The sequence below is a fragment of the Rathayibacter sp. KR2-224 genome, assembly GCF_049446075.1.
Lineage (GTDB): Bacteria > Actinomycetota > Actinomycetes > Actinomycetales > Microbacteriaceae > Humibacter.
This window is the reverse complement of sequence record NZ_JBMSEB010000001.1, coordinates 969,349-985,572: the sequence shown is the minus strand read 5'-3', so window position 1 is coordinate 985,572 and position 16,224 is coordinate 969,349. Positions and strand designations below refer to the sequence as shown.

Below are 16,224 nucleotides of genomic sequence, written 5' to 3'. Positions count from 1 at the left end.
TCGGCACGTGCGCAGCCTGATCATCGGCGCTGCGCTGCTGGTCGCCGGCGCCGTTGCGGTTCTCGTCGGCGTCTACCCGGCAGGCGATGCCCTCACCCTGGCCGACCGCGTCTGGCCGGTTCTGCTGTTCGTGGTGGCTATCACCGTGGTCGCCGAGCTCGCCGCCGCAGCCGGCCTGTTCGACCTCGTCGCGGCATGGAGCACACGGGCAGCGCGGGGAAGCGCATGGATGCTCTGGCTCCTGACCGTCGCGGTCGCCACCGTCAGCACCGTCTTCCTGTCGCTCGACACCACTGCTGTGCTTCTCACACCCATCGTCGTCACGATGGCGCGGCACGTGCGATTGAACCCGCTGCCGTTCGCCCTCACTACCGTCATGCTGGCCAACTGCGCATCGATGCTGCTGCCGGTCTCCAACCTCACGAACCTGCTGGCCGAGCAGAAGCTCGGGGGAGTCGGTCCCGCCGGCTTCATCGCCCTGAGCTGGGCTCCCGCGATCGTCGCAGTGCTGCTGCCCGTCGCCGCGATCGCCGTGATCGGACGGCGCACGCTCGTCGCGCATTACAGCATCCCGAGGATCGAACCCGTGCAGGACAGGAAGCTCACGGCCTGGGCGGCTGTCGTGGTGCTCGCACTCCTGCCGTCGCTGGTCTCAGGGATTCCGGTGTGGATCCCGGCATGCCTGGCCGCCTTGGTGCTCGTCGTCGTGTTCGTGGTGTTGCGCCGCGCAGCACTGACTCCGGGGCTGGTTCCGTGGTCCACCGTCGTGTTCGCAGGCGGGCTGTTCCTCGCCATGGGCGCCCTCGAGGCGATCGGATCGCGCGCGGTCCTGTCCGTGATCGCCGTCCCTGGCGCATCCCCTGCCGAGCTGTTGCAGGTTGCGGGTGTGGGCCTCGTGGGAGCGAACGTGGTCAACAACCTGCCCGCGTACCTTGCGCTCGAGCCGCTTGCCGGGCATCCGTTGCAGCTGATGGCCCTGCTCATCGGCGTGAATGTTGGCCCGCTGATCACGCCGTGGGCTTCGCTGGCGACGCTTCTCTGGCACTCGCGACTGCGGCGGCTGGGGGTCGAGGTGCCATGGGGTCGCTACATGCTCATCGGGCTTGTGGTGGCGCCGGTCACCGTTGTGGCCGCCACACTCGCGCTCGCCTTGGTGTAGTGAGAGGCGCTGGCGAAGCTTGGGGCATCCGGGTGCGGCGCCGTCAGCCGGCGTTGAATGCCGGGTGCACGGCGATGAGGAGCGACGATGCCCAGTGGCAGAGGAACGCGAGCACGGTCAGCGTGTGGAAGATCTCGTGGAAGCCGAACCGGCCGGGGAACGGGTTTGGTCGCTTCAGCCCGTAGACCAGGGCGCCGACTGTGTACAGCGCGCCGCCGACGAAGACGAGCACCATCATTGCCGCGTTGGCGTTGACGAGGTCAACGACGTACATCATCGCGGCCCAGCCCAGCAGCACGTACAGCGGGACGTACAGCCAGCGCGGGGCCGTGATCCAGAACACGTGGAAGGCGATGCCGGCGAGAGCGCCGCCCCACACTATGGACAGCAGGATGAGGCCCTTCTGCGGAGGCAGAGCCAGAACTCCGAGCGGGGTGTACGTACCAGCGATGAGCAGGAAGATGTTGGCGTGGTCGATGCGCTTGAGCACGACCTTCGTGCGCGGCCGCCAGTTGAAGCGGTGGTAGAGCGCCGAGTTGCCGAACAGCAGCATCGACGTGAGCATGAACACGGCTGACGCCCACTTCGCCGGCGCCCCCTGCGCGACGCAGATGAGCACGATTCCGGCAGCGATCGTCACGGGGAACGTCCCGGCGTGGATCCAGCCGCGCCAGGTGGGTTTGAGGTCTTCCGGATGCGCCGGCGCGCCGTCCACGAGTGGCAGCCCGGGATCGCCGGCTCGACGTTCATCGTCGGCCTTCGCGGCGGCATCCGCGGGCGAGAGCGAGGCGGCGGGCTGGGCGAGCTCGTCCGCGACGTCGTCGTTGTCTCGCAAGGGGCGTGGCATGGCGCAAGCCTAGGTTGCGACGTCGGTCGTCGCCTGGGAATACCGGCCGTGCGGAGGGGCCGTGCTGCGACCCTGGACCGGCCACGAGATGGCTGCGGCAGGGCCCGCGACGATGTCAGGCGCTACCGTATTCGGGTGACCTCGCGCCGGATCCCCAAGCCAGGCCCTGGCTTTCTCTACGGGCTGTACCAGAACCGCCTGCGGCGCAGCCTCGATCCGGCGACGGTCCCACGGCACGTGGCCATGATCATCGACGGCAACCGCCGCTGGGCACGCCAGCTGGGGCTCGAAACCGTCGCACATGGACATCGGGCCGGTGCCGCGAAGATGCTCGAGTTCCTGACCTGGTGCGACGAGCTCGGAGTCAAGGTCGTGACCCTCTACCTCCTGTCGGCCGACAACCTCTCCAACCGTGACCGCACAGAGCTGTCCGACCTGATCGAGATCATCGCCGACCTCGCCAAGGAGGTGTCCGCGGCGGGGGACTGGCGCGTGCAACACGTGGGCACGACGAGCGGGCTCCCTGGTCGGCTCGTGAAGGCGCTGGCCGATGCGGAGCAGAGCACGAGCGGCCACACCGGACTGCACGTGAACCTTGCCGTCGGTTACGGCGGACGCAAGGAGATCGTGGACGCGATGCGCAGCATCGTCGCAGAGCATCACGCCGAGGGCCGCAGCCTCGAGGATCTGGCTGAGCGCCTCACGCCAGACCTGATCGGCGCCCACCTGTACACCGGTGGGCAGCCCGACCCGGATCTCGTCATCCGCACTTCGGGCGAGCAGCGGCTGAGCGATTTCATGCTGTGGCAGAGTGCTCACAGCGAGTTCTACTTCGTGGAGGCCCTGGGCCCCGACCTTCGCGAGGTCGATTTTCTGCGTGCCGTGCGCGACTACACGCGCAGGCAGCGGCGGTACGGGAGTTGAGGGTCCTGCATGACAACCATCGATGAGTTCGCGGGCGGCTTTCTCGAGGAGCCGGGATACCTGGACTTCGCGCGTGTCGGGCCGCTGTCGGCATCCGTGATCGCCGAGGTGCACGGCATCAACGAGCTGTTCTCGCGCGCCAGGTTCGGCGCCCTCGAGCCGCTGCGCACCGAAGACGAACGGATGCGTGTCGCCGCGTCCGCCCTCACCGGCTTCCCCGCCGAACAGATCGTGTTCCAGCCCAACGTGGGAACAGGGCTCATGCACGCCATGTTCGGGCTGACCGGGAGGGTGTTGCTCTCCAGAGCCGAGTTCCCGTCCGTCACGTTCGCCGCTGCCCGGGCATCCGAGGCGCTGCACGCCGTGCAGCCGCTCTGGCTGGAGACCGACCACGGCCGGGTCACCCCCGGCACCCTGCGCGAGCAGTTGTCGGCCTCGGTGACGGCGGTCGCGGTGAGCCTGGTCGACTCACGCACCGGGTACGTGGCCGATATCGACGGCATCAGGCAGGTGATCGGGGATCGGTTGCTCATCGTCGACGCCGTGCAGGGTTTCGGTGTGGTCGATGCGCCGTACGAGGTGGCCGATGTGGTGGTGGCCGGCGCGGAGAAGTGGTTGCGAGCCGGCTGGGGTGCCGCTTTCATGGCGCTGTCGGACCGCGCGATCGACGGTCTGACGCCGGTCTGGAGCGGCCACACGGGAGCCGGAGTTCTCGACCCATTCGACGAGGTCTTGCCGCCTGAGCGCGGCGCGACGGCATTCTCGGTCGCCAGGCCGGACAGCGTCGCGCAGGCGAGGATGTCCGCGGCTCTGGAAGACGTGGCATCCGTCGGCGTCGACGTGATCGAGGCGGCAGTCTCCGACCGGGTCGACCGCCTGATCGACCTGGCCGACGAGTATGCCATCCCGGTGGTCTCGGCCCGTGAGACGACGGAGCGTGCCGGCATCGTCGTGCTCCAGCCGCCGCACCACCGGCTCACAGCCCTCACGGCATCGCTCTTCAACCACGGCGTCACCGCCACGACCAGGGGAGGCACCGTGAGGTTGAGCGCGCACGTCTCCCTGGGCGACGAGACGCTCGAGATGGTGCGCGCGGCGTTCACCTCCTACGCCACCGCATAGTCAACCCTCGCGTGTCCTGCGAGCGGATGTCGGTCCCCGGGCCTAGCGTCGGTGTTGTCGGGCATCCAGCCCGGCCGAGGCGTCCGTTACGGAGTCGTCTTGAAAGGTGCGGCCGCTTCGTCGACAGGATCCGCGCAGCCCCAGATCGCTGGGCGCGCGGGGTGGGAGTGGTTGTGACCGCTATGCGAACCCAGGTGCCGGCTGCCGAGTTGCTGACGGACGGTGTGGCCGACGGCCAGACCGGCCCGGCACAGTCGAGCCAGTCCGGTCGGTCGGAGCAGCTGCGCCAGACCGAGCGCACGTACGTGCTCGATACGTCGGTGCTGCTATCGGATCCCAGGGCGCTGTTCCGATTCGCCGAGCACGCGGTGGTCATCCCCGTCGTGGTCATCAGTGAGCTGGAAGGCAAGCGCAACGATCCTGAGATCGGATACTTCGCCAGGCAGGCGCTCCGGCTTCTCGACGAGATGCGCGTACAACACGGCCGCCTGGACTTCCCGGTGCCCGTCGGCGAAGGCGGATCGCTGCGCGTGGAGCTCAACCACTCGAACATGTCGGTGCTGCCCAGCGGGCTGCAGCTAGGCGACAACGACTCCCGCATCCTGGCCGTCGCGCAGAACCTTGCCAACGATGGGCTGGCCGTCACCGTCGTGTCGAAGGACATGCCACTGCGGGTGAAGGCGGCATCCATCGGCCTGACGGCCGAGGAGTATCGCGCGGAGCTGGCGCCGGAGTCCGGATGGACGGGCGTCGCGGAGTTGAACCTCGGCTCCGACGACATGGCCAAGCTCTACGAGCACGAACAGCTGCAGTCGGATGCTCTCACCGGCGTGCCCATCAACACCGGCCTCATCGTGCACTCCGATCGCGGCTCCGCACTCGGCCGAGTGACCGAAAACGGAGTCATGAAGCTCGTGCGTGGCGACCGCGACGTGTTCGGACTGCACGGCAGGTCTGCCGAGCAACGGCTGGCGATCGACATGCTGCTCGACCCCGAGATCGGGATCCTCTCCCTCGGCGGCCGCGCAGGCACGGGCAAGTCGGCCCTGGCTCTCTGCGCCGGTCTCGAGTCGGTGCTGGAGCGACAGCAGCACAAGAAGATCATGGTGTTCCGCCCGCTCTACGCGGTCGGCGGCCAGGAGCTCGGGTACCTGCCGGGCGACCAGGGCGAGAAGATGACGCCGTGGGGCGAGGCCGTCTACGACACACTGGGCGCGGTCGTCTCGCAGAACGTCATCGATGAGGTGGTGGATCGGGGCATCCTCGAGGTGCTGCCGCTCACGCATATCCGAGGCCGCTCGCTGCATGATGCGTTCGTGATCGTCGACGAAGCACAGTCGCTCGAGCGGAACGTGTTGCTCACGGTGCTCAGTCGCATCGGGCAGAACTCCAAGGTGGTTCTCACGCACGACGTGGCTCAGCGCGACAACCTGCGCGTCGGACGTCACGACGGAGTCGCCTCGGTCATCGAGACGCTGAAGGGGCACCCGCTGTTCGGGCACGTCACCCTGACACGCTCTGAGCGCTCTGCCATCGCCGCGCTCGTCACGCAGATGCTGGAGTTCGGCGAGATCGCCTGACCGGGCTCCGCTACAACAGCTGAACCGCACGCCGGAGAGGGGCCGGCGTGCGGTTCGGTCTGTTCAAGGGATGCGCCGAACCCTGTGCATAACGAGAGCGCGGCTGCCGTGACGCCGGGTACCTTCGTGCCGTGTCTTCGTCAACGCAGCTCTCGTCGAAGCCTTCAGGCATGCCTCTCTGGCGCTGTGCGTGGCAGGTTCCGCTCGCCGGCGCGTTGCTGGTGCTCTGCCTCTACGGCATGGGACCCCGCTTCGAAGCGGTCGGATGCCTGTACCTCGCGCTTGTCACACCGGAGCTGTGCCGGGTGGATCTCGCCGAGCACCGGCTGCCGAACGCGCTCGTGCTTCCCGGCTTCGCGTTCGCGTCGGTTGGGGCCGTCTTCGGCTGGCTTGCGAGCGGCCGGGCGCCCACGGGTGCGGTGCTCGCGGTCGTGGTGGTCGGAGGCTTTTTCGCCCTGCTTGCCGCGACGGGCGGGTTGGGGATGGGCGACGTGAAACTCGGCGCCGTGCTTGCATTGGCCGGCGGGGCGGCCTCTGTCGTCGTGGTCATCGGCGCGGTTGTGCTGGGTTTCGTCGGTGCGGGCGTCTCGGCCCTGGCTGTGCTCGCCGCGCGTGGCGGCGCCGGGAACATCGCGTTCGGGCCGTACCTGCTCGGCGGGTTCTGGGCGTCGGTCGCCGGGCTGCCCCTGTTCGTCTGAGCGGCAGCCCGGCCGAGGGTGTGCTTGCTAGACCGTCGGGGGCCTGGTCATGCTGAGCACGTCGAGCGCCGAGTCGAGCTGCTCGAGCGTGACCTCACCGCGTTCCACGAAGCCCAGGTCGATGACGGCATCGCGCACGGTGATGCCCTTTGCCACGGCGTGCTTGGCGATTTTGGCCGCCGCCTCGTAGCCGATGATCTTGTTCAGGGGAGTCACGATCGACGGAGACGATTCGGCCAGCGCCCGCGCGCGCTCGAGGTCGGCCTCCAGCCCGCGCACCGTCTTGTCCGCGAGCACGCGCGTGGCGCCGGAGAGCAGGCGGATCGACTCGAGCAGCGCAGTCCCCATCACCGGGATGGCCACGTTGAGCTCGAATGTGCCGGATGCCCCGCTCCATGCGATGGTGGCGTCGTTCCCGATGACCCGGGCGGCGACCATGAGTGTGGCCTCCGGGATGACCGGGTTGACCTTGCCCGGCATGATCGACGAGCCCGGCTGCAGGTCGGGGATGTGCAGCTCGCCGAGGCCGGTGTTCGGCCCCGAGCCCATCCAGCGCAGGTCGTTGCAGATCTTGGTGAGGCTGATGGCGATCGTGCGCAGGGCGCCGGATGCCTCGACGAGCGCGTCCCTGTTGGCCTGCGCCTCGAAATGGTTGCGGGCCTCCGTGATGGGAAGCTCGGTCTCCTGCGTCAGCAGACGGATCACCAGTTGCGGAAACCCGGCAGGCGTGTTGATGCCTGTGCCGACCGCGGTGCCGCCGAGCGGGACCTCAGCGACGCGGGCGAGAGCGGACTGTACGCGCTCGATGCCGAGCCGCATCTGTGCCGCATAGCCGCCGAATTCCTGACCGAGCGTGACCGGAGTGGCGTCCATGAGGTGCGTGCGGCCGGCCTTGACGGCATCCTTCCAGAGCTCCGCCTTCTCCTCGAGCGCGACGGCGAGGTGGTCGAGCGCCGGGATGAGGTCGTCGATCAAGGCGCCCGTGACAGCGATGTGCACCGAGGTCGGGAACACGTCGTTGGAGGATTGCGACGCATTGACGTGGTCGTTCGGATGCACCTTGCGGCCCAACCGGCGCGACGCCAGCGTTGCCAGCACCTCGTTCATGTTCATGTTCGACGACGTGCCGCTGCCGGTCTGGTACACATCGATCGGGAACTCGTCGTCGTGCACCCCGGTGATCACCTCGTCTGCGGCAGACGCGATGGCCTCGGCGATGTCGGGCTCGAGCACGCCGAGCTCGGCGTTGGCCAGGGCGGCCGACTTCTTGATGCGCGCGAGTGCCGCGATCTGGGCGGATTCCAGGGTGGAACCGGAAATGGGGAAGTTCTCCACGGCCCGTTGAGTCTGTGCACCGTACAGGGCATTCCGAGGAACGCGTACCTCGCCCATGGTGTCGTGCTCGATGCGGAAGTCGGCGTCGTCGCCGGGATTATGGCTGTCCATTCGGGGATCCCTCGTCGTTGTGTTGTTTCAGGGTCAGACCTCGCCGATGACGAGGTGTGAGGTCACGGTTCCGTCGCTCAGGCGGTAGTTGGCGCCCACGATCGCGAGCTCGCCGTCGGCCACGGCCTGCGCGACGAGCTCGCTGCGGCGCAGCAGCTCGCTGACGGTGTCTTGCACGTGCTCGCGGCCGACCACCGACGCGTCCACGGCGCCGGGATCGATGACCTCGCCGGCGACCCGGCGAACCGCGGGAAGAATCGGAGCGATCAGGTCGGCGATGTGCGGCGGAAGCCGCTCGGCGTCAGGAGCGGCGGAGTCGATGGCGGCGCGTACCGCGCCGCAGCTGTCGTGGCTCAGAACGAGCAGGAGGGGAACATGGAGCACGGCGACCGCGTACTCGATGGACCCCAGGACCGACTCGGAGATGACTTGGCCGGCATTGCGGATGACGAACGCGTCACCGAGCCCCAGGTCGAAGATGATCTCGGCGGCCAGACGCGAGTCGCTGCACCCGAAGATGGTCGCGACCGGCGACTGGGACCCCTCGGTCTGCGCGCGCCGTTCGGCGTCCTGCCGCGGATGCTCCGGCGTACCCGCTATGAAGCGCTGGTTGCCGGCCATCAACTGGGCCCAGGCGTCTGCGGGTCTGCTGTCGGTCATCCATGATCCTTCGTGTCGGAGGCGAGCTGCCGGCTCACTGCGTCTGCCAGTTGAGTGAACTCTGCCGTGTCGGCCGTGCCGTACAGCACGACGGTGCTGTCGCCCTCGGACGCCGAGAGCGCGTACTTGACGTCGCCGACGTCACGGCTCGTGTCTCGATTGTCGTAGATGCTCCACTTGACGCCGTCGACGCTCGTGGAGCCGACGGCCTCGGAGTGCGAAACCTGGTCGGAGAGCCACGTGCCGTTCGCTTTGAAGCCCTGGACGAGCCCGATGTACTGCTGAGAGGGCGTGATCAGGCCGATGTACCACTCGTCGACGCCGTCGCCGGTCTGCTGTCGCAGCTGCGCGGAATTCGAGGTCCAATCCTTCGACAGCTTCGGGGTGAGCAGCGCATCGGGCTCGGTTCCCTCGCCCTGCTGCGCGATCTTGATGTAGTCCACGCTCTTGATCGCGTCGGGCGTGGGTCGGGGCACCATCAGAACGATCACGACGACGAGCGCGAGGGTGGCCAGCAGCGAGTACACGAGATTGTTGACGGTCTGGCGCCGACGGTGGTCCGTCGACGTCTGCGCCTTGCGTCGTGCCGTCTCTTCGGCAGTCTCGGGCCTGCCGAGCTCTGCAACGACCGGATGCTCGTTCTTGGCCATGACCTCAGGCAGCGTCCCCTCGCGGGCCGTCTGCCCCTGCCGCGCGATCCACGCCGGCGCGCGCCGCGTCCAACCTGGCCTTCGCGCCGATCAACCACTCCTCGCAGCGCCGTGCAAGCGCCTCGCCGCGTTCCCAGAGCGCCAGCGATTCCTCCAGCGTGGAGGTTCCCTGCTCTAGACGGGACACGACGGTGATCAGCTCGTCGCGCGCCTGCTCGTAGCTGAGGGCCGCGAGTGGCGCGTCGTCGGCGTGACGGAGGGGCTCGGGGGGCATGACATCCATACTATGAGCGGCGCCCGGCGTGCTCGGCCGGTACCAGGGTCGCGGGGGAGAGGCGGGCGTCGGACTCGTCTGTGGACGCGTGCTCTCCGAGCGAGGTCGCGTCGAGCGCACCGTCGGCGAGCGCCACCAGCAAGGGAGAGCCGCTCGGGGCATCCGCGGGACTCCGCACGATGCCTACAGGTCCCTGCACTATCGAGTAGCCGCGTTCGAGCGTGCTCTTGGGCGAAAGGGCGCGCAGTCGCGCCGCGAGTTCACGCGTTGAGTTGTCGGCGCGTTCGACGCAGCGCTCGACCAACTCAGCTCCGCGTGCGACGTACCTCGTGAGATCGTCCGCCCGGGTGGTGACGATCCAGTCGTGCGACGCCAGCGCCGGACGGGAACGCAGCTGCGCGATGCGGTCAACCTCGTGGGCGAGCAGGGCCGTCATCCTGGTGCTCATGCGTGTGGAGGCCTGCTGCACGCGCAGCAACTCTTCGGCGACGTCCGGCACGACGCGCTTTGCGGCATCCGTCGGGGTGGAAGCGCGCAGGTCGGCGACATCGTCGAGGATCGGACGGTCGTTCTCGTGGCCGATGGCGCTCACGAGTGGAGTCGTGCAGGAGGCCGCGGTTCGCACGAGCGTCTCATCGCTGAACGGCAGCAGGTTCTGGAAGTCTCCGCCGCCGCGCGCCACGATGATCACGTCGACCTCCGGGTCGGCGTCGAGCTCACGGATCCCTGCTGCGACATCGGCCGCGGACCTGTCGCCCTGGACCGCGGCGTGACGCACGCGGAACCGCACGGCCGGCCAGCGCAGTTGCGCGTTGCGCAGCACGTCTTTCTCGGCGTCGGAGTCCTTGCCCGTCACGAGCCCGATGCAGTGCGGCAAGAAGGGGAGCTCTCGCTTGCGGTCCTGCTCGAAGAGCCCCTCTTCACGCAGCTGCGCCCGCAGCCGCTCGAGGCGTTCGAGCAGGTCGCCCAGACCCACGTGACGCATGTCGTAGACCTGCATCGACAGCGTGCCGCCCTTGAACCAGTAGTTCGGCTTGATCAGGGCGACTACCCGGTCGCCCTGCTTCAGGTCGGAAGGGATCTTGGAGCGTGTGGACGACCAGATGGTGAACGAGACGGTCGCGTCTGCCTCGCAGTCCTTGAGCTTGCCATAGACGTTCCCGCCGGAGACGCCCCACTGGGTGATCTCGCCCTCGACCCACACGCTGCCGAGGCGGTCGATGTAGTCGCGGATCTTTCCGGCCAGGACGGCGACCGGCCACGGGGTCTCGACCGTGGGGCGGGCATCCGTCACGCTCAGTTCCCTCCAGTGTGGCCAAACTAGAATCAGCCCGTGACCGACACGATCGACCTGGCGATGCCGCGTGTTCCCGGCGTCCGGGGCAGGCTCAAGGATACCCCGGTGGTCGGACGCAAACGGGTGCTGCTGGCCTCACCCCGTGGATACTGCGCGGGTGTGGATAGAGCAGTCGTGGCCGTCGAGAAGGCCTTGGAGCGATACGGCGCGCCGGTGTACGTGCGCAAGCAGATCGTGCACAACATCCACGTCGTCTCCACCCTCGAGAAGCGCGGCGCGGTCTTCGTCGACGACGTCGATCAGGTGCCGGAGGGCGCTCACGTCGTCTTCAGCGCGCATGGCGTGGCGCCGTCGGTGGTGCAGGCGGCGGCCGACCGCGGGCTGCGCGCCATCGACGCGACCTGCCCGCTCGTGACCAAGGTGCACCGCGAGGCCGTCAGGTTCGCGAGGGACGACTACGAGATCCTGCTCATCGGCCACGCCGGTCACGAAGAGGTCGAGGGAACGGCCGGCGAGGCGCCCGACCACGTCACCCTGGTGAACGGCCCGGACGACGTCGACTCCATCCAGGTGCGCGACCCCGAGCGCGTCGTATGGCTCTCGCAGACCACGCTCTCGGTGGACGAGACGATGGAGACGGTGCGCAGGCTGCGCGAGCGGTTCCCCACGCTCGCCGACCCGCCGAGCGACGACATCTGCTACGCGACGCAGAATCGGCAGGTCGCGATCAAGAAGGTCGCTCAGGACGCAGACCTGGTGATCGTGGTCGGGTCGCCCAACTCGTCGAACTCGGTCCGCCTGGTGGAGGTCGCGTTGGAGCACGGCGCAAAGGCCGCATACCGCGTCGACTACGCGAGCGAGGTGCGTCAAGAGTGGCTCGAGGGCGTGGCGACCGTCGGAGTGACGAGCGGCGCATCCGTTCCCGAGGTGCTCGTGCAGGAGCTGCTCGACGATCTGGCGGACGCCGGTTACGGCGACGTGGAGATCGTCAAGACCGCGGAGGAGGACCTGATGTTCTCGCTGCCCAAGGAGCTGCGCCGCGATGAGACCGGCGGTCAGGATGCCCGCGCGCTGGGTGGACGGTCCCGATGAGCGACAGCGGATCGCGCCCTCAACCCCGCTACGGCGAGTACGCAACGCCCGAGGAGCAGCGCGCCGCCATCAAGGCGCCGGAGGCGAACCCGCACTACGCGCCGCCGCCCGCTCAGCCGAGCTACGAGAGCGCGCCGCCGCCGGTCCCTACGGATGCCATCGGGCACCTCCCGCCGCCCAACGGGACCGGCGCAGGCAATGCCTCCCAACCGTCGACGTTCCTGAGGCATCCGGCCGACCGTGTGATCACCATCGCGCTGCTCGTGCTCGGCCTCTACAACGTGATCGCCACGATCACGACGCGCGACGGCATCGCGAACCAGATCGACAGCACCTACCACAGCATGGGCTTGAGCGGTGATTACGCCGTGACGCCGCTCACGGGGACCATCGCCGACGTCATCGCTATCGTGTTCCTGGCCATCTGGGTGGTGGCCGCCGGGCTCTCGAGTTGGGCCATTCTCCGCGGCAGGATCGCGTTCTGGATCCCGCTCGTGGCAGGCGTGGTCGCGAGCCTGGCCAGCGGGGTCGGCTACCTCATCCTCTTCCTGCACGATCCGACGTTCATCGCATACATGCAGCGCGTGTAGTACAGCGCCCGTCGGCGAACCCCGGCCGGAAGACGTCGTCTCGGGTCGGGGCACTCCGCTGGTACTGCTAGCGGGAGAGCGACTGACCGGCGGAGCCGAGCTGCTGCGTCGCCTCGATGACGCGCTGCGCCATCGCCGACTCCGCCACCTTGCCCCACGACCGCGGGTCGTACTGCTTCTTGTTGCCGACCTCACCGTCGATCTTGAGCACACCCGAGTAGTTCTCGAACATGTAGCCGGCGACTGCGCGAGTGAACGCGTACTGCGTGTCCGTGTCGATGTTCATCTTCACGACGCCGTTCGCGACCGCCTGCTTGATCTCGTCATCCGTGGAACCGGAGCCGCCGTGGAAGACGAGGTCGAGCGGCTTGGGGCCCGTGCCGAAGTGCTCGGCGATGCCCTCCTGGATTTGGCCGAGCAGCTCGGGACGCAGCTTCACGTTGCCCGGCTTGTAGACGCCGTGCACGTTGCCGAAGGTGAGCGCCGCGATATAGCGGCCGTTCTCGCCAAGCCCCAGCGCCTCGACAGCCTTTGTCACGTCGCCGACGGTCGTGTAGAGCGCTTCGTTGGTCCCCTCGTGCTTCACGCCGTCTTCCTCGCCGCCGACGACGCCGATCTCCACCTCGAGGATGGCGTTGATCGCCTTCGTGCGGCGCAGCATGTCCTGGGCGATCTCGAGATTCTCGTCGAGCGGCACGGCGGAGCCGTCCCACATGTGCGACTGGAAGATCGGATTCCGACCCGCCTTGACCTCCTCCTCGGAGGCCGAGATGAGCGGAAGCAGGAAGTCCTCGAGCGCTGGCTTCGGGCAGTGGTCGGTGTGCAGCGCCACGGTGATGGGGTAGCTCTTGGCGACCTCGGTTGCGAACCTGGCGAACGCCAGGGCGCCCGTTGCCCTGGCCTTCACGGTCTGCCCGGCAAAGTAGTCAGCCCCTCCGGTCGTCACCTGGATGATGCCGTCGGATCCGGCCTCTGCGAGGCCCTGCAGAATGGCGTTGATCGACTGAGACGACGCCGCGTTGATCGCTGGGTAGGCGAAGCCGCCCTTCTTCGCACGGTCGAGCATCTCGGCGTACTGATCCGGGGTCGCGATGGGCATGACGTCTCCTGAAATGAAGCGGGGGCGGGATTCAGTGACGAGTCTAGTCAGTGCGAGGTGCGACGCCCCGGCCATCCCTGCTGTGGACATTGCTTCACGCGGGGTGAAGAACAGCGATTCATTCGCACCCCGGAGTCCGATGTCTTCGTCGATCTGCTCGTAACGTCGAGTCCGACGAGGAATTCACCGCGGACCGCGGTGAAGAGGAGAGCGAGGGGCGCCCTGTGACCGACGACCTGATGGAACGATCCGCTGAGCCAGGGCATTCGCGCGAGGATGCCCAGGCACCGATAACACAGAGGGTGCCGCATTCGGCAGGCGCCCAGGACGACGGAGCGCTCCACCCCGACCGCAACCTGGCGCTCGAACTGGTGCGCGCCACAGAGGCCGCTGCCATCCGGGCCACACCATGGATCGGCAAGGGTCGTAAGAACGACGCAGACGGCGCGGCGGTCGACGCTATGCGGGCGTTCCTGTCGACGGTCGACTTCGACGGCGTCGTGGTGATCGGCGAAGGGGAGAAGGATCGCGCGCCGATGCTCTTCAACGGAGAGCACGTCGGCACCGGTCGAGGCCCGGCATGCGACATCGCCGTCGACCCGATCGACGGCACGTCCCTCACAGCCGCGGGACGTCAGAACGCCCTCTCCGTGATCGCCGTAAGCGATCGCGGGACCATGCTCGACGCATCCAGCCTCTTCTACATGGACAAGATCGTCACGGGTCCGGAGGGAGCCGGGGTGGTGGACATCCGTCGTCCCATCGGCGAGAACCTACGCGCGCTCGCCAAGGCGATGGGCAAGGACGTCGGGGAACTGCGCGTGGCCGTGCTCGACCGCCCGCGCCACAGTCGGCTGATCGAGGAGATCAGGGATGCCGGCGCCGGCACGCGCCTCATGCTGGACGGCGATGTCGCCGGGGGTATCAACGCAGTGCGCCACGACTCCCGAATCGACGCGTGCGTCGGGATCGGCGGCAGTCCCGAAGGCATCACGACGGCGTGCGCGGTGAAGGCGCTCGGCGGATTCATGCAGGCGAAGCCGGCGCCGCGGGACGAAGCCGAACGCGACCGCGCTGTGGCATCCGGACTTGACCCGGAGCGGGTCTACGAACTTGACGATCTCGTTCGCGGCGACAACACGATTTTCGTGGCAACCGGCGTCACGGACGGCAGCCTGGTCGACGGCGTGCGCCGCGACGGGCCCATCATCCACACCAGCAGCATCGTGCTGCGGTCAAGGTCGGGCACGGTACGCCGCATCACGGCCGAGCACCTCGTCTCGAAGTGGTGGTGAGTCGCTAAAGCCGGTTGTGAACCGGCACAGGCCCGACCATTGAATCGGCCCGGCCTTTGAATCGGCCCGACCCTCGAGAAGCGCCGGCGAGCGGTGTACCGCGGGCGAGCCGTGCGCCCGAGGGTCAGCCGGGTCAGGCGCTCAGTTCTTGCCTCGCGTCGATGAGCGTCGGCTCGAGTTCGAGCGCGGTCAGTTTGCGCGGGCTCGTGTGGATCGGTTGCGCCTCATCGATGATCTTCGTCTCGTCGATGCCGGGGAACTGGCGCGCGGTCACGAGCACCCGCGACTCGAGGGACGCGGCGAACTTGTTGTAGCTGTCGACCGTGCGCTCGATCGCCCTTCGGAGGCTCTCAGCGTGACCGGCCAGCGCGCTCAGCCGCTGGTAGAGGGTGTTGCCCAGGTCGAAGAGGTGCTTGGCCTCATCGCTCACCGCCTGCTGCTGCCAGGTGTATGCGACGGTCTTGAGCACCGCCCACAGATTCACTGGCGAGGCCAGAGCCACGCGCTTGCCGAACGAATAGTCGAGGATCGTCGGGTCCGCCTCGAGCGCTGCCGAGAGCAGCGACTCGCTGGGAACGAAGGCGACGACGAACTCCGGGCTCGCGTCGAGACCTTCCCAGTACGTCTTCTTGGCGAGTGCGTCGATGTGCCCGCGCATGGCCTTCACGTGCTTGTCGAGCAGGATCTTGCGACGGTTGCCCTCCTCGCCTACAGCCGTGACTGGGATCTGGCTCGCCTCCAGATACGCGTCGAAGGGCACCTTCGCATCGACGGCGATCGACTTGCCGCCAGGCAGCTGGATGACCATGTCGGGACGGCCTGCACCGGCGTCGGAGGTGATGCTCTTCTGCGTCTCGAAGTCGACATGCTGCGTGAGGCCCGCGGCCTCGACGACGCGTCGAAGCTGCGTCTCGCCCCACACGCCGCGCACGTTGTTGGAGCGCAGTGCGCTCGCCAGTGACTCGGTCGTCGCCCTCAGGGCCTCGTCGGAGAGCTGCGCCTGCTTGAGCTGTTCGGACAGCGACCCGTACTGCTGGCTGCGCTGCTGCTCCAGCTCGGCCACCTTGCGCTGCATGGAATCGAGGGTCTGCTTCACGGGAGCAAGGGCCTGCAGCACCTGCTGCTCGCGCCTCTCGCGCTCGAGTCGTTCCGCCTGATCCACTCGCTGCTGCTCCAGCGCCGAGCGCTGCTGCTCGTGCAGGCTCTGGATCTGCTCCCTGAACTGCGTCTCGGATTTCACGGCCTGATCGTGCAGGTTCTGAATGGTGGCTCGGGCGGCGGCCAACTCGGCCTGCGCCTCCCACAGGGCGACAGCATCCTCTGCACGCACGCGCTCCAGGTCGGCCTGGTGCTGCGCCGCGATCACGGCAGGGTCGAGCACCGGGCCCGAGACGGCATCCGCCGAGCGCCTGCGCGCGAGAACAGTACCCCCGAGCAGGCCGGCGACGCCGCCGACCGCGAGACCGATGATGAGCAGCACGACGTCCATGC

The 16,224-nt window shown here is 67.9% G+C and carries 16 protein-coding genes; 8 read left to right on the top strand and 8 right to left on the bottom strand.

The window, feature by feature from the left end:
- Nucleotides 1–7 precede the first annotated feature (7 nt).
- On the top strand, nt 8–1,159 hold the full coding sequence (locus tag ACO2Q7_RS04615; protein ID WP_423354446.1) for an SLC13 family permease: 1,152 nt from the start codon (nt 8–10) through the stop codon (nt 1,157–1,159).
- A 43-nt stretch (nt 1,160–1,202) separates the two neighbouring features.
- Here the strand turns inward: ACO2Q7_RS04615 and trhA are convergent, their stop codons facing one another.
- Nucleotides 1,203–2,006 (bottom strand): PAQR family membrane homeostasis protein TrhA, encoded by an 804-nt coding sequence (gene trhA, locus ACO2Q7_RS04610; protein WP_423354445.1) that lies wholly within the window; start codon nt 2,004–2,006, stop codon nt 1,203–1,205.
- Between the two features lie 135 nt (nt 2,007–2,141).
- On the opposite strand from trhA, the gene ACO2Q7_RS04605 reads away from it, so the two are divergent.
- The 4 genes from ACO2Q7_RS04605 (at nt 2,142) to ACO2Q7_RS04590 (ending at nt 6,330) form a co-directional block, all read left to right on the top strand.
- Nucleotides 2,142–2,930 carry an isoprenyl transferase gene (locus ACO2Q7_RS04605; protein WP_423354444.1) on the top strand — a complete coding sequence of 263 codons (789 nt, stop codon included), beginning with the start codon at nt 2,142–2,144 and terminating at the stop codon, nt 2,928–2,930.
- A gap of 9 nt (nt 2,931–2,939) precedes the next feature.
- A complete protein-coding gene (locus ACO2Q7_RS04600; RefSeq protein ID WP_423354443.1) occupies nt 2,940–4,052 on the top strand; it encodes an aminotransferase class V-fold PLP-dependent enzyme in 1,113 nt (370 codons plus the stop codon).
- 26 nt (nt 4,053–4,078) lie between these two features.
- Nucleotides 4,079–5,632, top strand: a complete 1,554-nt coding sequence (locus ACO2Q7_RS04595; RefSeq protein ID WP_423354442.1) for a PhoH family protein — start codon at nt 4,079–4,081, stop codon at nt 5,630–5,632.
- Nucleotides 5,633–5,802: 170 nt separating this feature from the next.
- On the top strand, nt 5,803–6,330 hold the full coding sequence (locus tag ACO2Q7_RS04590) for a prepilin peptidase (protein WP_423354441.1): 528 nt from the start codon (nt 5,803–5,805) through the stop codon (nt 6,328–6,330).
- A 27-nt stretch (nt 6,331–6,357) separates the two neighbouring features.
- Here ACO2Q7_RS04590 and ACO2Q7_RS04585 read toward each other — a convergent pair whose 3' ends face one another.
- From ACO2Q7_RS04585 to xseA, 5 genes are read right to left on the bottom strand one after another with little or no spacing between them, the layout of a single operon-like run.
- Nucleotides 6,358–7,776: a class II fumarate hydratase gene (locus ACO2Q7_RS04585; protein ID WP_423354440.1), complete on the bottom strand. Its 1,419-nt coding sequence runs from the start codon at nt 7,774–7,776 to the stop codon at nt 6,358–6,360.
- 33 nt (nt 7,777–7,809) lie between these two features.
- Entirely contained in the window at nt 7,810–8,436 is a 627-nt protein-coding gene (locus tag ACO2Q7_RS04580) for a carbonic anhydrase (RefSeq protein ID WP_423354439.1), read from the bottom strand.
- On the bottom strand, nt 8,433–9,086 hold the full coding sequence (locus ACO2Q7_RS04575; protein WP_423354438.1) for a DUF4245 domain-containing protein: 654 nt from the start codon (nt 9,084–9,086) through the stop codon (nt 8,433–8,435). Before ACO2Q7_RS04575 ends, ACO2Q7_RS04580 begins: the two co-directional genes overlap by 4 nt.
- A 4-nt stretch (nt 9,087–9,090) precedes the next feature.
- Nucleotides 9,091–9,369, bottom strand: a complete 279-nt coding sequence (locus ACO2Q7_RS04570) for an exodeoxyribonuclease VII small subunit (protein WP_423354437.1) — start codon at nt 9,367–9,369, stop codon at nt 9,091–9,093.
- Between the two features lies 1 nt (nt 9,370).
- Nucleotides 9,371–10,660 carry an exodeoxyribonuclease VII large subunit gene (xseA, locus tag ACO2Q7_RS04565; protein ID WP_423355962.1) on the bottom strand — a complete coding sequence of 430 codons (1,290 nt, stop codon included), beginning with the start codon at nt 10,658–10,660 and terminating at the stop codon, nt 9,371–9,373.
- Nucleotides 10,661–10,717: 57 nt separating this feature from the next.
- Between xseA and ACO2Q7_RS04560 the strand changes: the two genes are divergently transcribed.
- Nucleotides 10,718–11,749, top strand: a complete 1,032-nt coding sequence (locus tag ACO2Q7_RS04560; RefSeq protein ID WP_423355961.1) for a 4-hydroxy-3-methylbut-2-enyl diphosphate reductase — start codon at nt 10,718–10,720, stop codon at nt 11,747–11,749.
- On the top strand, nt 11,746–12,339 hold the full coding sequence (locus tag ACO2Q7_RS04555) for a DUF6264 family protein (RefSeq protein WP_423354436.1): 594 nt from the start codon (nt 11,746–11,748) through the stop codon (nt 12,337–12,339). The genes ACO2Q7_RS04560 and ACO2Q7_RS04555 overlap by 4 nt, the downstream gene beginning before the upstream one ends.
- A gap of 67 nt (nt 12,340–12,406) precedes the next feature.
- Here the strand turns inward: ACO2Q7_RS04555 and fbaA are convergent, their stop codons facing one another.
- Nucleotides 12,407–13,438, bottom strand: a complete 1,032-nt coding sequence (gene fbaA / locus ACO2Q7_RS04550) for a class II fructose-bisphosphate aldolase (protein WP_423354435.1) — start codon at nt 13,436–13,438, stop codon at nt 12,407–12,409.
- Between the two features lie 224 nt (nt 13,439–13,662).
- Between fbaA and glpX the strand changes: the two genes are divergently transcribed.
- Entirely contained in the window at nt 13,663–14,733 is a 1,071-nt protein-coding gene (glpX, locus tag ACO2Q7_RS04545; RefSeq protein ID WP_423354434.1) for a class II fructose-bisphosphatase, read from the top strand.
- 133 nt (nt 14,734–14,866) lie between these two features.
- Here the strand turns inward: glpX and ACO2Q7_RS04540 are convergent, their stop codons facing one another.
- Nucleotides 14,867–16,222 carry a DNA recombination protein RmuC gene (locus tag ACO2Q7_RS04540; RefSeq protein ID WP_423354433.1) on the bottom strand — a complete coding sequence of 452 codons (1,356 nt, stop codon included), beginning with the start codon at nt 16,220–16,222 and terminating at the stop codon, nt 14,867–14,869.
- Nucleotides 16,223–16,224 lie beyond the last annotated feature (2 nt).

Excerpts from the sequence above, each read along its gene's own strand:
- ACO2Q7_RS04540 (WP_423354433.1), bottom strand. The coding sequence starts at position 16,222 with ATGGACGTCGTGCTGCTCATCATCGGTCTCGCGGTCGGCGGCGTCGCC.
- fbaA (WP_423354435.1), bottom strand. The coding sequence starts at position 13,438 with ATGCCCATCGCGACCCCGGATCAGTACGCCGAGATGCTCGACCGTGCG.
- ACO2Q7_RS04555 (WP_423354436.1), top strand. The coding sequence starts at position 11,746 with ATGAGCGACAGCGGATCGCGCCCTCAACCCCGCTACGGCGAGTACGCA.
- ACO2Q7_RS04595 (WP_423354442.1), top strand. The coding sequence starts at position 4,079 with ATGTCGGTCCCCGGGCCTAGCGTCGGTGTTGTCGGGCATCCAGCCCGG.
- ACO2Q7_RS04575 (WP_423354438.1), bottom strand. The coding sequence starts at position 9,086 with ATGGCCAAGAACGAGCATCCGGTCGTTGCAGAGCTCGGCAGGCCCGAG.
- ACO2Q7_RS04580 (WP_423354439.1), bottom strand. The coding sequence starts at position 8,436 with ATGACCGACAGCAGACCCGCAGACGCCTGGGCCCAGTTGATGGCCGGC.
- ACO2Q7_RS04600 (WP_423354443.1), top strand. The coding sequence starts at position 2,940 with ATGACAACCATCGATGAGTTCGCGGGCGGCTTTCTCGAGGAGCCGGGA.
- ACO2Q7_RS04590 (WP_423354441.1), top strand. The coding sequence starts at position 5,803 with ATGCCTCTCTGGCGCTGTGCGTGGCAGGTTCCGCTCGCCGGCGCGTTG.
- ACO2Q7_RS04585 (WP_423354440.1), bottom strand. The coding sequence starts at position 7,776 with ATGGACAGCCATAATCCCGGCGACGACGCCGACTTCCGCATCGAGCAC.
- ACO2Q7_RS04570 (WP_423354437.1), bottom strand. The coding sequence starts at position 9,369 with ATGGATGTCATGCCCCCCGAGCCCCTCCGTCACGCCGACGACGCGCCA.
- trhA (WP_423354445.1), bottom strand. The coding sequence starts at position 2,006 with ATGCCACGCCCCTTGCGAGACAACGACGACGTCGCGGACGAGCTCGCC.
- ACO2Q7_RS04560 (WP_423355961.1), top strand. The coding sequence starts at position 10,718 with ATGCCGCGTGTTCCCGGCGTCCGGGGCAGGCTCAAGGATACCCCGGTG.